Raw genomic sequence first — 13,026 nt, 5'->3', positions numbered from 1 at the left:
TTCTAGGCATCTGCCAGCACCTTCGCCGCCATTTGCTTATAGCTCTCCACCAGTTCGCGGCCCTCATCGGGGCCGGTACTGACCGCCAGGCGCATCGTCGCTTCTCCCAGATGCATCAGCAGAAAAGCGGCATTTTCAACCGCAACCGGATCCGCCTGTGGCCGCAAACGCCGTATCGCCGCCGCCAGCAACGCACCGTTCAATCGGCTTTCCGCCACCTCTTCTTCGCGCAGCGTTTTGTTGGCCTGCGTTGCCGCCCAGATATCCCGCATGACGGGCTCAGCCATAAACAAGGCGTAATATTCGTCAATCAGGCAGCTAAAAGCCTCGATCAGTTGTGTAAAATTCTGTACTTCAGTTAAACACTGCTCAATGCATTCGCGCGCTTCCTGGTTATAACGCTGTGCCAACACGCGCACGATAGCGGTCTTATCCGGGAAGTACTGGTACAGCGCCCCAATGGAAATACCGGCATTGAGCGCCACTTCGCTCATTCGCATCGCATCGCTGCCCTGCTGGGCTATCAGCGCGGTGGCGCAATCCAGGATCAGCTCCACCTTCTCACGGCTCCGCGTCTGGCTGGGTTTACGCCGTAACGCGGGCGGATTTTTTTGCTTGTCATTCATCAGCATCGTCCTTTGAACCAAAAACTACCTTGACAATAATACGAGGGTTTATCATATTTACAAAACATGAGTAACACTCACATTTTGGAGATGAACGATGGATAACAGCGATATGACCTCACCGATACTGGTTTTAGGCGCCACCGGTAAAACCGGCAGCCGTGTAGCAGCGCGTTTGCAACAGCAAGGCGTGGCCGTGCGCCCCGGCCACCGTGGCGCCGCCATTCCTTTTGACTGGGAGGACAGCGGCAGTTGGCAACCGGCCTTACAGGATGTGAAAAAGGTGTATCTCAGCTTCCAGCCCGATCTGGCGGTGCCGGGCGCCATCGACACCATTGAACGTTTTTGCCGACAGGCGGTAACGGGGGGTGTGCAAAAGATCGTGTTGCTCAGCGGGCGCGGAGAAGACGAAGCTCGCCAGGCAGAAGAAATGGTAGAGCGCAGCGGCGCGGACTGGACGATATTGCGCGCCAGCTGGTTTATGCAAAACTTCAGCGAAAGCTTTATTTACGATGAGTTGCTGAACGGCACGGTTTATTTGCCGCCGGGCGAAATTCCAGAACCCTTTATTGATGCCGATGATATCGCCGACATCGCGGTCGCCGCTCTCACTCAGCCCGGCCACAGCAATAGGGTATATGAACTAACCGGCCCGCGACTGATGACATTTGAACAGGCCATTAGCGAGATTGCCGCCGCCAGCGGACGTGAGATTCTCTATCAGCAGGTGCCGATAGCCGATTATGTCGGTTATCTGCGCGAAGCGCAGTTGCCGGAGGAGATGGTCAGCTTGCTGGAGTATCTGTTCAGTACGGTACTGGATGGGCGCAATGCATCACTGACCGACGACGTTCAACGCAGCCTTGGGCGCCCGGCGCGTGATTTCAGCACCTATGCCGCCGACACCGCAACCCGCGGTATTTGGCAACCGCGCTAATCGGATGCTGGCCGCCACACGGCGGCCATTTTCGTTTTGTTACCGGCTACCCTTTGCAATTCATCGCTAAATATTGTGTGATAATGAAATATCGTTTAAATCAACGGCAATTAAACCCTGCTAATTTAGCGGTTATATTTAGCCCGCAATAATAAATGAATTATTCCTGCCTATATTTCTCTTTTTTTAGTTACAAAAGTAGTTTTTAACATTCTTGCAAACAATAATATCCCCTCAGTAACCTGAGTTGAACAATCCGCCTCCAGGTAGCCTGTAATAATCCACTTTTCGTTAAAGAAAACTATTAACAAAAAGACATTATCACTGTAATTCGGCTCATGCCGGGCGGTCTGTTTTGGCTTATTTCCAGGGTAACTCCCGATAAATTCTTTCACCTGCAATGAGTAGAATTTACACCTAAGAGATTTGATTTAATGAGAAAATTACTCGTCCTGATCTTCTGTCTGAATCTGTTCGGCATCACGCAACAGGCTGCAGCAGAAGAGAACAAGACCGTCGATGTGGTACTGATTGGCGGCGGCATCATGAGCGCCACCCTGGGGACTTACCTGCATGAACTGGAGCCGAATTGGTCCATCGACATGTATGAGCGCATGAACGGCGTTGCGGAAGAAAGTTCCAACGGCTGGAATAATGCCGGTACCGGCCACTCCGCTTTCGCCGAAATGAACTACACGCCAGAGAAAGAAGACGGCACCATTGATATCAGCAAAGCCGTGGTGGTTAACGAGTCTTTTGAAATCTCTCGTCAGTTCTGGTCTTATCAGGTAAAAAATAACGTCCTGAAAGATCCAAAATCCTTTATTAACAGCGTACCGCACATGAGCTTTGTCTGGGGTGACGATAACGTCAACTTCCTGCGCAAACGCTATGAGGCGCTGCAGCACAGCACCCTGTTCCGTGGGATGGAATACTCCGAAGACGCCAACCAGATTAAACAGTGGGCGCCGCTGGTAATGAACGGCCGCGATCCGGCGCAGAAAATTGCCGCGACCCGCATGCCGCTGGGTACCGACGTCAACTTTGGCGTGATCACCCATCAACTGGTGGATACGCTGACCAAAAATCCTAACTTCAAGCTGAACCTGAGCCATGAAGTGCGCGATATCAAACGCAACGCCGACAACACCTGGCGCGTCACCGTGGCCGATCTGAACCGTGACGGTAAAGAAACCACCGTTAACGCCAAATTCGTGTTTATCGGGGCAGGCGGTGCCTCTCTGACACTGTTGCAGAAATCCGGCATTCCTGAAGCTGACGGCTACGGCGGTTTCCCGGTCGGCGGCCAGTTCCTGGTGACCACCAATCCGGAAGTGGCGAATCAGCATCTGGCCAAGGTTTACGGTCTGGCCAGCGTAGGTTCGCCGCCAATGTCGGTTCCGCACCTGGACACCCGCATGCTGGATGGCAAGCGCGTCGTTCTGTTCGGGCCATTCGCCACCTTCTCCAGCAAGTTCCTGAAAAACGGTTCGCTGTTCGATCTGCTGCACTCTCTGAGCACGTCTAACCTGATGCCGATGACCCATGTCGGGCTGGATAACTTCGACCTGGTGAAATACCTGGTTGGCCAGTTGATGATGAACGACGATGACCGTTTCGCTGCGCTGAAAGAGTACTTCCCTGAAGCCAAACAGGCCGACTGGAAGTTGTGGACCGCCGGCCAACGCGTGCAGATCATCAAGAAAGATGATGAGAAAGGCGGCGTGTTGCAGTTCGGCACCGAAGTGGTCAGCTCCGAGGACGGCAGCATCGCCGCCCTGCTCGGCGCATCACCGGGCGCCTCTACCGCTGCGCCAATCATGCTGCACCTGATGGAAAAAGTGTTCAAAGATAAAGTGGCGACGCCGGAATGGCAGAGCAAGCTGAAAGATATCATTCCATCCTATGGTCACAAGCTGAACGGCGACATTGAAATGACCAACAAGATCCGCGGCTACACCAGCAGCGTCTTGCAGTTGGACTATATCGAAGTGAAGCCGGAAACTCACTGATCCGACGTTTGTTCCCCCTTCCCTCAAGGCCGCCTCGCGCGGCCTTTTCTGTTTCTCCGCGGCTGGAAGAGCACGTTTAGCCACCTTTAGTCCTCCAGTTAACACTTGCGTAACCCGGTTCAGCGGCCTATTATCAAAGAACTAGCTTGGATAATTACTCTTACCCACTATGACCTGAATGCCGTACCGCGGGAGAACTTAAACAATGGATCGCGTCAATATCATTCACGATTTGCTGAACTGGATTGAAACTCATCTGGATCAACCGCTGCTGTTAGATAACGTTGCGGCGAAATCGGGCTACTCCAAGTGGCACCTGCAAAGGATGTTCCGCAGCACCACCGGCCATGCGCTGGGCAGCTATATCCGCGAGCGCCGCCTGTCACAGGCCGCGCAGGCGCTGCGTTCGACCCCACGCCCTATTCTCGACATCGCCTTGCAGTTCCATTTTGATTCCCAGCCGTCTTTTTCACGGGCGTTTAAAAAACAGTTCGGCAAAACGCCGGCGGTGTATCGCCGCACCACGCGTTGGGACGTGGTAGAGATGCGTCCGCAACCGATCGCGCCGCAGAACGGGCATCGGCACGAGTCGCCAGGCGCGCACTTGTGGTATGCGGGGAAATGCGTGGATGGCGCCTGCACTCATTGGATGGGCCAGCGCTGAGGCGGATAAAAAGCAAAAAGCCAATGGGCAATCCCATTGGCTTTTTTAATGCCCGCAATACTCAGTTGTATTCGATGGTAAAGGTTGCGGTCGACTGGATATTGCCGCCTTTGATCGTAGTGCCGGTACGGTAGTAACGGGCTTTCAGCGGCAGGGTCAGGGTGTTGGCCTGGTTCGGTACGGTGCGGCCTGCGTTGACCGCATCACCGTTCTTGATAGGCTGCGTGGTGCTGCCCGTCAACAACTGTACGGCAACGCCGGAAGCCGTATTGGCGCCAGATTGCGATTTGATCACGCCAGGCGCATTAGAACTGTCCGGAGTGTAGTCAAAACGCACATTCACAATCCCCTGCCCGGCATTGCCTGGCAACAGATTTTCACCGACGCCGCCAACGCAGTTAATGTTGATATCAAACGCCTTCTCACCCTGGGTTGAGCCGACACCGCCAAAAGAGGCTGCCGTGACGGTATCCAGATTAACCACCTTGTTTTTGGAACCGCTGTCCACATTGCAGGTTGAAGTGACAATCGTCAGGCTGTTGGCATCGACAATCGATTGCAGCAGTGGCAACCCAGGACCGGTACCGTCCATGTAATAGTTGGTATATAGCCCGGTAGTCAGCTGGCCGGTGCCTGTTTGGGCCGCGGTTTTAACGACGTCAATCTTGAAGTAACCGCCGTTAAGGGTAACGTTGGAATTACCAGAAAAGTTCAAGGTATGAGGGTAGAAGTTACTCACCGAGCCGGCCTCACGGTATAAACGAATACCGATACCCGGAATATTGGTACTCCACACATTGGTGAAGCTGGTGGCGCGGCCCTGCATGATCGAACCAATCGCGCTGCCGCCTCTTGAGCAACTGGCGATATTACTGACTTCATTGATTGGAAACTGGCCGGTAACCAAAGTGTCGCCCACCTGGCTGCCTGGGGTCACCAGCACACGCCCAAGCTTCATATTGATCACCTGCGCCTTGTAACCACTTCTGACAGAACAGGCGGCATAAGCACTTTGACCGCCCACCATCATCAAGCCGAGCAGCATCAAGCATTTCGCTGACGTTTTATTCAGTGACAGAACACGCGTTAATTTTATCATTTGCAACTCGCTTCAATAATTTCGTAGTCAGTATTGCCCTGCGCTTTCGCCTTGTAGCTATAGCTGACAGAACACTGCTGCGTAGGCTGCGTGCCCCATTTCACCTGTAACAGCCCTTTTTGCGCTTCCGTACGCAAGTAGATGCGGCTGCCCTGGCCGACGATGCCCACCACCTGATTGCGGGTGTCCAGCACTTCAGAACCAAATGGCAACGCGTTGCCGTCCGGGCCGAGAGCATGAATGATCAACGCCTGGCCTTTGGTGGTTTTGAACTCCAGCCGTGCGATGGCACCGGCGTAAGGCGCAATCTGCTGACTGCTGCTTTCCAACTCCACATCGCGCGACATGCCGCTCGGATCGAGCGTTACGTTGGTCATGCGGTATGGCGCCACGTAAGGCACTACCGCATAGCCGTTATCATCGATACGCACGCCCGGCGAGTTGGTCACGATAGCCCCGGCAGCGTCCGGCGCCTCTACCAGCACCATGGTCTGGCCGCGCTGCGGCGTCATGGTCACCCCACCGCTGTGAGCCACTACGCTGCCCGACGCCCCGATCGACGACTGACGATAATCCTTGCCGTAGCTGTAAGAACCGTTCAGCGTCGAGAACCGGCTACGGTATTCGCCGCTTACGCTGCTGTTGGTGCCGCCGGATTGATCGTTAGCCAGCGCCGCGCTGTAGCTGAGGTTGTTGTCTTCACCGGTAGAACCGTTAATGCCCACGCGGCTGCTGTCGTAGCCGTTATCGGTATAGCCCAATGAACTGTTCAGGCTCAGCGTCTGCGAACCGACGCTGAACGGAATCGACAGCGTCAGGTAATAACGGGTTTCATCACGGTTATACATGTCCGAGGTGCGCATGGCGGACAGGCCATAGGTGACGCGACCATAATAGTTGTTATAACCCACCTGATACTGCTTGGTGCTGCCGCCCCGGTTCCAGTAATCGCGAACCGAACCGGTGATATACAACGCGCCAAAGTCATCGCCCAGCCCCTGGTTGAGGGTCAGTTGGTATTCGCTGCGCTGGCGGTTAACGGCGTCGGCACTCAGGTTCTTGCGTTCGTTGTCTCGCGAGTAAACGGCGTCACGCAACGAAAGGTAACCGGAGGTGGAGTAGCGATAAGCGGCGATGGTGAAGTTGGTGTTGGTTTCAGTCATCAACTTGCTATAGCTGAGCTTATAGCTCTGACCGGATTGGTCGCCCTGCTTCAGGCGGGTATTGGCCTGAGTCACGTCCAGAGCAAAGGCACCGATCGGCGTCGCTACCGCACTGCCCAACAACACGGCACCATAGCCGTCACTGGCGATAGCGCCGGTGTAGCCGGTGATGATATTGGTAAACCCGCGCTGATAAGTCGCCTGGAACATATCGGGTTCCTTGCTCAAATTATCATCGCGCACTCGGCCTGCGGTCAGGGCATAACGCTGGATCCCCGGGCGCAACATCTGCGCTACCGAAGCGTAAGGCACGCTGAACTGGCGCTTGCTGCCGTCGGCCTCGTTGATGGTGACGTTCAAGTCGCCGCCGTAACCGGTTGGATAAAGATCGTTAATCACGAATTCGCCGGGCGCAACGGTGGTCTGGTAGATCAACTGGTTATTCTGACGGATCTCCACCAGCGCGTTACTTTGCGCCACGCCACGCACCACAGGCGCATAGCCGTTCAGAGAGTCAGGCAACATGCGGTCATCCGTCGCGACCTGTACGCCGCGAAAACCGATAGAATCAAAGAAGTCGCCGCTGGTATAGGTATCACCCAACGTCAGCATGCCGCGTACGGCCGGGATGGCACGCTGCGCGTAAGTGGCGGTGTTTTGCCAATGGGTGCTTTCGTTGGAGCGCCAGTTGACGTTAGAGTCATGGCGCAACTGCCAACCGGCCACGTTTAACCCGGCGTTCAGGGTCAAATAAGCGTTGGTTGAATCCGCGTTGCTGCCGTTGGCGGAACTGTGGGTATTAAAGGCATTAAAATTATACGAAAGGCTGCCGGCGGTAATGCCACGATCCCAGAATTTCGGATCGACATAGCCACGCGCACTCCGGCGCAGCGACGACTGCGGGATACTGATATCCATTCGCAGCGAACTGGTATCAAGGCGATAATAGGCTTCCGGCACCCACTGCGGCAGGCTTTTACAGGTATCGGTAGTGACCGAAGGATCGCTGCTCAATGCCGCAGTATCCACACCGAATTCATCCAGCGACAGCAGAGAGAAACAGGTGTCGGCGCTGTTTTTACCCGGCACGTTTTTGAAATCGATACTCTTCTTGCCTTTCCACTCGCCGTTAACATAGACGTCGAGTGAGTATTTGCCGGCAAGAATAGGGTTGCCGTCGCGGAAACGCGAAAGATCGACGCCTTGCGCCTCCCCAATCAGGAAGCTGCTGTTGAAGGAAGCTTCAACCGGTGCGGTGGGCTTTTTGTTGTCGGTAACGATTTCCGCCAGGGCAAATCCAGGCGCCGCCAGGCAAAGTGCGCCGCCGGTCAACAACAGAATCGACTTATAGTTAAATAGCGCCCGTTTAATGGCCGCAGAGATAGGCAACTCTTTCATATAAAAGCATTCCTTTACCAAATTAAGCTCACCCCACCGACAGCTTGCGCTCTGGGGTATGAGTCTCTCTTCCAAGAGTTACTTTTGCTTATTCTTAGTGCGGGACACGCGTCCGCCAAAATCGTTAATGGTGGTAAATGCAACGTCGGCGATGCGCGAGCTGTCACCGGAAAACGACAGCGTTTTTTCCTGGCCTGGGGCCAGCATGTCGCCGTGGGGTGCCAGCGGCACGTTCTTCTGGTTGACGACGGCATTGATTTCGGTAAACGACACGTAATACGGCGTTGGGTTTTTCACGCTGACGCCGGCGCCGCTAAAGCGCCACTGCAGTTTTTCAGGTGCATCGTTCGCTTCGCCAGTCAGGCCGGCCGGACGATACAGCAGTTTGACGCGGGTGCGGAAAGCCACCTGTAAAAAGTTCTCAGGCGTACTGCTGCTTGCCCCGGTCGGCGCAGGAGGGATCTCCAGTACGTTCAACCAGAACAGGGATTCTTTGTCTTGTGCCAATGCCGACGTGGTCAGTGAAACACGCAGCGCCTGGCCGGTAGCCGGTTCAACGCGGCTGATTGGCGGGGAAACGATAAACGGTGCCTTGCTGTTTTCAGGCGTGGTTTTCGCATCGCCTTCGTCAATCCAGGATTGGATCAATGCCGGTGAAGTTCCATTATTTGATAATTGGACGGTAACTTCCCGTTGTTTTCCCGGATAAATAATACGAGTACCGTTAATGATGACACTGGAAAAAACGCTGCTGCTGAATAGCGTGGCAATCAGCAATACACTGTATTTTTTAAATGAATTTTTCATTATTTTATCACTACGGTAGGGAAAAACGGCGGAGGTATTCCCCCCGCCAGAATAAAAATATTACTTATTGATAAATGATGGTGTACTGAACGCTTGAAGTCACATCACCAGCGCCGGCAGCGTTGGTCGCGTAATATTCAGCGTAGTAGTTCAGGTCAGCAGAATCGCCTTCGTTAGCAACGGTAACCCACTGAGAGTTGTTCTGCGCGCCGTTGGTGCCGGCGGCCAGAATTGGCAGGAACTGGTTGTTGCTGCCCAGCAGCTGAATTTGCACGTTGGTCGCTGCATCAGTCTGCGCCTGGTTGTTCAGACGGCCAGTATTGAAATCAACAGTTGCGCCTGGCTCGAAATAAGTGGCTACCTGGCCTTTAGAACATTTGGTCAGGTTGATTGCGAATGGAGTACGGCCGGCAGTTGCGCTCTGAGTTGCCAAAGTTGAAGCAGAAACAGTTGGCAGAGTAACGGTGAAGTCTTTACCGCCTGGGGTGCTGATAGTACAAGTCTGGTCAGTCACTTTACCGTTGAAAGTAATAGTACCGTCAGTCGCTTGTGCAGAAAAAGAAGAAATAGTAGCGGCGCTTACAGCCAATGCCAATACGGCAGACAGTTTAGAAATTTTCATATTTAGACTCTCGATGAATTAATACAACTATTAAGTACATTCAGCGATGCTACTCCTTGTCAGGAATGAAGCCCCGATGAATCCATTGCCCGGCGAAATATAGACCAGGCTTATTCTTATTGTTAAATCGTTTATAACATTCATATCACCCCTCTTGATAGGAAAAAACTATCAACAAATACCTATCGATCGATGTTGACGATTCAACTGAATAGGAATAATCTGTGTTTTGAAAAGCCAGGCAGTTCAATACATTGCTTTAAGTCATAATTATCAGGATATTATCCTGTAAATTTACATTTTGTTACCCTTGAAATCATTTGGACTTCACGACAAATTGCGCGTTTAATGGTCTGGGGGCGACATGACACGTCTTGGTTGAATTAAATAAGATAATTACCAATAAAAATCACTTATTAACTTTTATTACCGTTAAAAAACAAGAAGTTACATATCAGTCAAAGGATTGAGGAATGAGCGGTTCTTTTAGAGCGAAAAATAACGGGATTAATTATGTTTTCCAGCCAATGTTCGGAAAATCCGGACAATTGCTGGCCGTTGAATGCTTGTCCCGATTCCCTTTCAATAGCGAATATGCTCATTTTTCCCCTGAGCAGTTTTTTCGATCTGCCGATAGTGCAACCCGAATTGAGATTCTGTTAGAACAGGTCAGCCTGATAGAAAAATATAATCACTGGTTTCGTGATAATCAGGTTATAGCCACATTGAATGTGGACGACCATTCGTTGCGATGGCTGGCCAGTGACCATTTTGCAGAAAGAATTCGCGCCACTCGGTGTATTCATTTTGAAATCAGCGAAAACTCAACCCGACTGGTAAAAGATCGCGTTCATGGCGATCCCTCGCTGAAAAGTTATTCATTTTGGCTCGATGATTTTGGTTCTGGCTACGCCGGTTTTTCCGCGTTGTATAACAGCCAGTTCCGCTTCGTTAAGCTAGACCGGTTTTTGTTATGGAATTTTATGGAAAAATCTGGCGGTGACGGCTTAATGCGCGCTTTATTGCGATTTTTTTACCTTAACCATTACAAGGTAATTATCGAAGGGGTTGAAACTCCCGACCATAAAAAATGGCTGGACGAAATGCCATATTACGCACTGCAGGGAAAGCTGTGGAAGGAATCCGACATCAAGGATTTGAACTCGCTTCTTACAGCTGAATACTTTTAACTCATTATTGGTGTCTGCCATTATGTCTAAAAACAATGTCCTTGTTATTAGTGAGTGTAAGTACAGCTATGTCGGCCTTTCGGTGTTAGTGAAAAAACATTACGGCAAGTACGATATCAGACTGTTTTCGGATTTTATGCAGGGGGGATCCAAGGCGGAAAAGATAATTAAGCACGATATCGCGCTGATATTTACCTCGCAAAATCTGGAGCAAAGTGTCAACGTCATTGAAAGTCTGGTGTCAATGCATCAGCAATACAACACCAAAACGCGGATCCTGGTATTTTATGATGACGAACGCGTAGTGAAACTGCTGTCGATACTGGGTATTTCCGTTGAATTAGTCTCTACCCGTATCCCACTTTATTCGCTGCAGGAAAAAATACAAAATCTGTTGGAAAGCAAAGAGTCAGGCGGGATAAAAATGCAGAAAACCCGCGAACTCAGCCCTGCGGAAAGCGATGTCATCTTCAACCTGCTGCGTGGCGATAGCCTGCTGCATATTGCCCAGAAGCGCGGCACGCATCCCAAAACCATTTTCTCGCAAAAATACAGCGCGATGAAAAAGCTGCGTTTGCGCAGCATGAGCACCATCTTCGTCGCCAGTAAATAACCCTTCAGGCTGCTACCCGGCGGCCTGCTTTCGTCGCGCCAGGTTAAATTAATGTAACAATGAGCGACATAGCAGCAACAGTCACATAACACTCCTGTCTATTGGTTACGATTTGGCCGTGGGGCTTTCCCACAAGTCGTGTCGTATGGATTAAATAAAAACATCAGGAGATGTTATGAAATCATCCTTGTTCAGCCGTTATACCTGCTTTGTTTTGAGCATCTTGCTTGCGCTGGCGTCATTGGCACTGTTGCCGCAACGACCCTGGTTTTGGTTGCCGACAATCCTTTTCGGGTGTCTGAGCGCACTGGGTATTTACGATCTGACTCAGCAACGCCACGCCATCTGCCGCAACTATCCGATCATCGGCCGCCTGCGCTTTTTCTTCGAATTTATCCGCCCGGAAATACGCCAATATTTACTGGAAGAAGATAACGCCCAGATCCCGTTCTCACGTACTCAGCGCACGCTGGTCTACCGCCGCGCCAAAAATGAGATGGGCGACAAGCCATTCGGTACCCAACTGGACGTTTATCAAACGGGTTATGAATGCATCGGCCATTCCATGCGCCCGGTAGCGGCATCCGATCCCACCAGTTTTCGCGTGGCGATCGGCGGCCCGGACTGTAGCCAACCCTATTCCGCCTCAATCTTTAATATCTCCGCCATGAGCTTCGGCGCGTTGTCGGCCAACGCCATTCGCGCCCTCAATCTTGGTGCAGCGAAAGGTAATTTCTATCATGACACCGGCGAAGGCAGCATCAGCCGCTATCACCGTGAACACGGCGGCGATCTGGTGTGGGAACTGGGCAGCGGCTATTTCGGCTGCCGCGCCGCCGACGGCCATTTCGATCCGCAGCGCTTTGCCGAGCAGGCAAAAAACCCGCAGGTAAAAATGATTGAAATCAAACTCAGCCAGGGCGCAAAACCGGGCCATGGCGGCATTCTGCCGGCAAAAAAAGTGGATGCGGAAATTGCCGCCACGCGCGGCGTGCCCGAGGGGGAAGACTGCATTTCTCCGGCCTCGCACAGCGCCTTCACCACCCCGGTGGAAATGATGCATTTTATCCAGCAACTGCGCGAACTGTCCGGCGGTAAACCTGTGGGTTTTAAGCTGTGCATCGGCCACCCGTGGGAATTTGTCGCTATCGCCAAGGCGATGCTGCATACCCATATTTTGCCGGACTTTATCGTAGTAGACGGTAAGGAAGGCGGCACCGGTGCCGCACCGCTTGAGTTATCCAACTATATGGGTATGCCGTTGCGCGAAGGGCTTTTGTTCGTCCACAACACTCTGGTGGGCTGCGGGCTGCGCGACAAGATCAAAGTCGGTGCCAGCGGCAAAATCATCAGTGCCTTCGACATCGCCAGCGTGCTGGTGCTGGGCGCCGACTGGGTGAACTCGGCGCGCGGCTTTATGTTCGCCGTCGGCTGCATCCAGTCGCAAAGCTGCCACACCAACCACTGCCCGACCGGCGTCGCCACGCAGGACCCGCTGCGCCAGAAGGCACTGGTGGTGCCGAACAAAGCCGAACGCGTTTACCACTTTCACCAAAATACGGTCAAAGCGCTGGCGGAAATGCTGGCAGCGGCCGGCATCAGCCGCCCGGAGCAACTGACGTCTCACCATATGCTACGCCGCATCACCTCAACCGAAATCAAGGTCTATGCGGATATCTATTACTACCTGGAGCCGGGCGCATTGCTGGAAAAAGAGATCCAAAGTGATTTTTATGCGCGTATGTGGCGCATGGCGACGCCCAACAGTTTCGATCAGGCGATCTCGCTGCCGGTTTAACAGAAGAGGGAAAGTATTGCCCCCTCGCCTCGGGGAAGAGCATTGGAGAGGGGGTGCTTGCTACAGCAGCCCTCCCCCTCAGCGGCGAGAGGGCATG

At 52.7% G+C, this 13,026-nt stretch carries 11 protein-coding genes; 6 read left to right on the top strand and 5 right to left on the bottom strand.

From position 1 onward, the window contains the following. Positions 1-2 precede the first annotated feature (2 nt). Positions 3-626: a TetR/AcrR family transcriptional regulator gene (locus tag SERAS12_RS07575; RefSeq protein ID WP_013812147.1), complete on the bottom strand. Its 624-nt coding sequence runs from the start codon at positions 624-626 to the stop codon at positions 3-5. Between the two features lie 97 nt (positions 627-723). On the opposite strand from SERAS12_RS07575, the gene SERAS12_RS07570 reads away from it, so the two are divergent. The 3 genes from SERAS12_RS07570 (at position 724) to SERAS12_RS07560 (ending at position 4,239) form a co-directional block, all read left to right on the top strand. Further along, the gene (locus tag SERAS12_RS07570; protein WP_013812146.1) at positions 724-1,563 is read left to right on the top strand and encodes an NAD(P)H-binding protein; all 840 of its coding nucleotides are present in this window, start codon (positions 724-726) and stop codon (positions 1,561-1,563) included. Between the two features lie 434 nt (positions 1,564-1,997). Beyond that, positions 1,998-3,575 (top strand): malate:quinone oxidoreductase, encoded by a 1,578-nt coding sequence (locus tag SERAS12_RS07565; protein WP_013812145.1) that lies wholly within the window; start codon positions 1,998-2,000, stop codon positions 3,573-3,575. 205 nt (positions 3,576-3,780) lie between these two features. Next, complete coding sequence (locus SERAS12_RS07560; RefSeq protein WP_013812144.1) at positions 3,781-4,239, top strand: helix-turn-helix domain-containing protein; 459 nt, start codon at positions 3,781-3,783, stop codon at positions 4,237-4,239. Between the two features lie 61 nt (positions 4,240-4,300). Here the strand turns inward: SERAS12_RS07560 and SERAS12_RS07555 are convergent, their stop codons facing one another. The 4 genes from SERAS12_RS07555 to SERAS12_RS07540 all read right to left on the bottom strand — a co-directional run bounded on the left by SERAS12_RS07555 (position 4,301) and on the right by SERAS12_RS07540 (position 9,328). Next, entirely contained in the window at positions 4,301-5,197 is an 897-nt protein-coding gene (locus tag SERAS12_RS07555; protein WP_239440984.1) for a fimbrial protein, read from the bottom strand. Between the two features lie 137 nt (positions 5,198-5,334). Continuing rightward, a complete protein-coding gene (locus tag SERAS12_RS07550) occupies positions 5,335-7,899 on the bottom strand; it encodes a fimbria/pilus outer membrane usher protein (protein WP_013812142.1) in 2,565 nt (854 codons plus the stop codon). Between the two features lie 78 nt (positions 7,900-7,977). After that, complete coding sequence (locus SERAS12_RS07545; RefSeq protein ID WP_013812141.1) at positions 7,978-8,706, bottom strand: molecular chaperone; 729 nt, start codon at positions 8,704-8,706, stop codon at positions 7,978-7,980. 64 nt (positions 8,707-8,770) lie between these two features. Continuing rightward, positions 8,771-9,328 (bottom strand): fimbrial protein, encoded by a 558-nt coding sequence (locus tag SERAS12_RS07540; protein ID WP_004942285.1) that lies wholly within the window; start codon positions 9,326-9,328, stop codon positions 8,771-8,773. A gap of 473 nt (positions 9,329-9,801) precedes the next feature. Between SERAS12_RS07540 and SERAS12_RS07535 the strand changes: the two genes are divergently transcribed. The 3 genes from SERAS12_RS07535 (at position 9,802) to SERAS12_RS07525 (ending at position 12,929) form a co-directional block, all read left to right on the top strand. Beyond that, positions 9,802-10,518: an EAL domain-containing protein gene (locus SERAS12_RS07535; protein ID WP_013812140.1), complete on the top strand. Its 717-nt coding sequence runs from the start codon at positions 9,802-9,804 to the stop codon at positions 10,516-10,518. A gap of 22 nt (positions 10,519-10,540) precedes the next feature. After that, positions 10,541-11,131 carry a hypothetical protein gene (locus tag SERAS12_RS07530; protein WP_004942281.1) on the top strand — a complete coding sequence of 197 codons (591 nt, stop codon included), beginning with the start codon at positions 10,541-10,543 and terminating at the stop codon, positions 11,129-11,131. Positions 11,132-11,306: 175 nt separating this feature from the next. Beyond that, positions 11,307-12,929 carry an FMN-binding glutamate synthase family protein gene (locus SERAS12_RS07525; RefSeq protein ID WP_013812139.1) on the top strand — a complete coding sequence of 541 codons (1,623 nt, stop codon included), beginning with the start codon at positions 11,307-11,309 and terminating at the stop codon, positions 12,927-12,929. Positions 12,930-13,026 lie beyond the last annotated feature (97 nt).

It is taken from the genome of Serratia sp. AS12 (assembly GCF_000214195.1).
Lineage (GTDB): Bacteria > Pseudomonadota > Gammaproteobacteria > Enterobacterales > Enterobacteriaceae > Serratia > Serratia plymuthica.
The sequence above is the reverse complement of the archived record's forward strand: the minus strand, read 5'-3'. Positions and strand labels throughout refer to the sequence as shown.

Coding starts and splice junctions, on each gene's coding strand:
- SERAS12_RS07550 (WP_013812142.1), bottom strand. CDS start 7,899: ATGAAAGAGTTGCCTATCTCTGCGGCCATTAAACGGGCGCTATTTAAC.
- SERAS12_RS07555 (WP_239440984.1), bottom strand. CDS start 5,197: ATGAAGCTTGGGCGTGTGCTGGTGACCCCAGGCAGCCAGGTGGGCGAC.
- SERAS12_RS07565 (WP_013812145.1), top strand. CDS start 1,998: ATGAGAAAATTACTCGTCCTGATCTTCTGTCTGAATCTGTTCGGCATC.
- SERAS12_RS07560 (WP_013812144.1), top strand. CDS start 3,781: ATGGATCGCGTCAATATCATTCACGATTTGCTGAACTGGATTGAAACT.
- SERAS12_RS07525 (WP_013812139.1), top strand. CDS start 11,307: ATGAAATCATCCTTGTTCAGCCGTTATACCTGCTTTGTTTTGAGCATC.
- SERAS12_RS07535 (WP_013812140.1), top strand. CDS start 9,802: ATGAGCGGTTCTTTTAGAGCGAAAAATAACGGGATTAATTATGTTTTC.
- SERAS12_RS07575 (WP_013812147.1), bottom strand. CDS start 626: ATGAATGACAAGCAAAAAAATCCGCCCGCGTTACGGCGTAAACCCAGC.
- SERAS12_RS07570 (WP_013812146.1), top strand. CDS start 724: ATGGATAACAGCGATATGACCTCACCGATACTGGTTTTAGGCGCCACC.
- SERAS12_RS07530 (WP_004942281.1), top strand. CDS start 10,541: ATGTCTAAAAACAATGTCCTTGTTATTAGTGAGTGTAAGTACAGCTAT.
- SERAS12_RS07540 (WP_004942285.1), bottom strand. CDS start 9,328: ATGAAAATTTCTAAACTGTCTGCCGTATTGGCATTGGCTGTAAGCGCC.
- SERAS12_RS07545 (WP_013812141.1), bottom strand. CDS start 8,706: ATGAAAAATTCATTTAAAAAATACAGTGTATTGCTGATTGCCACGCTA.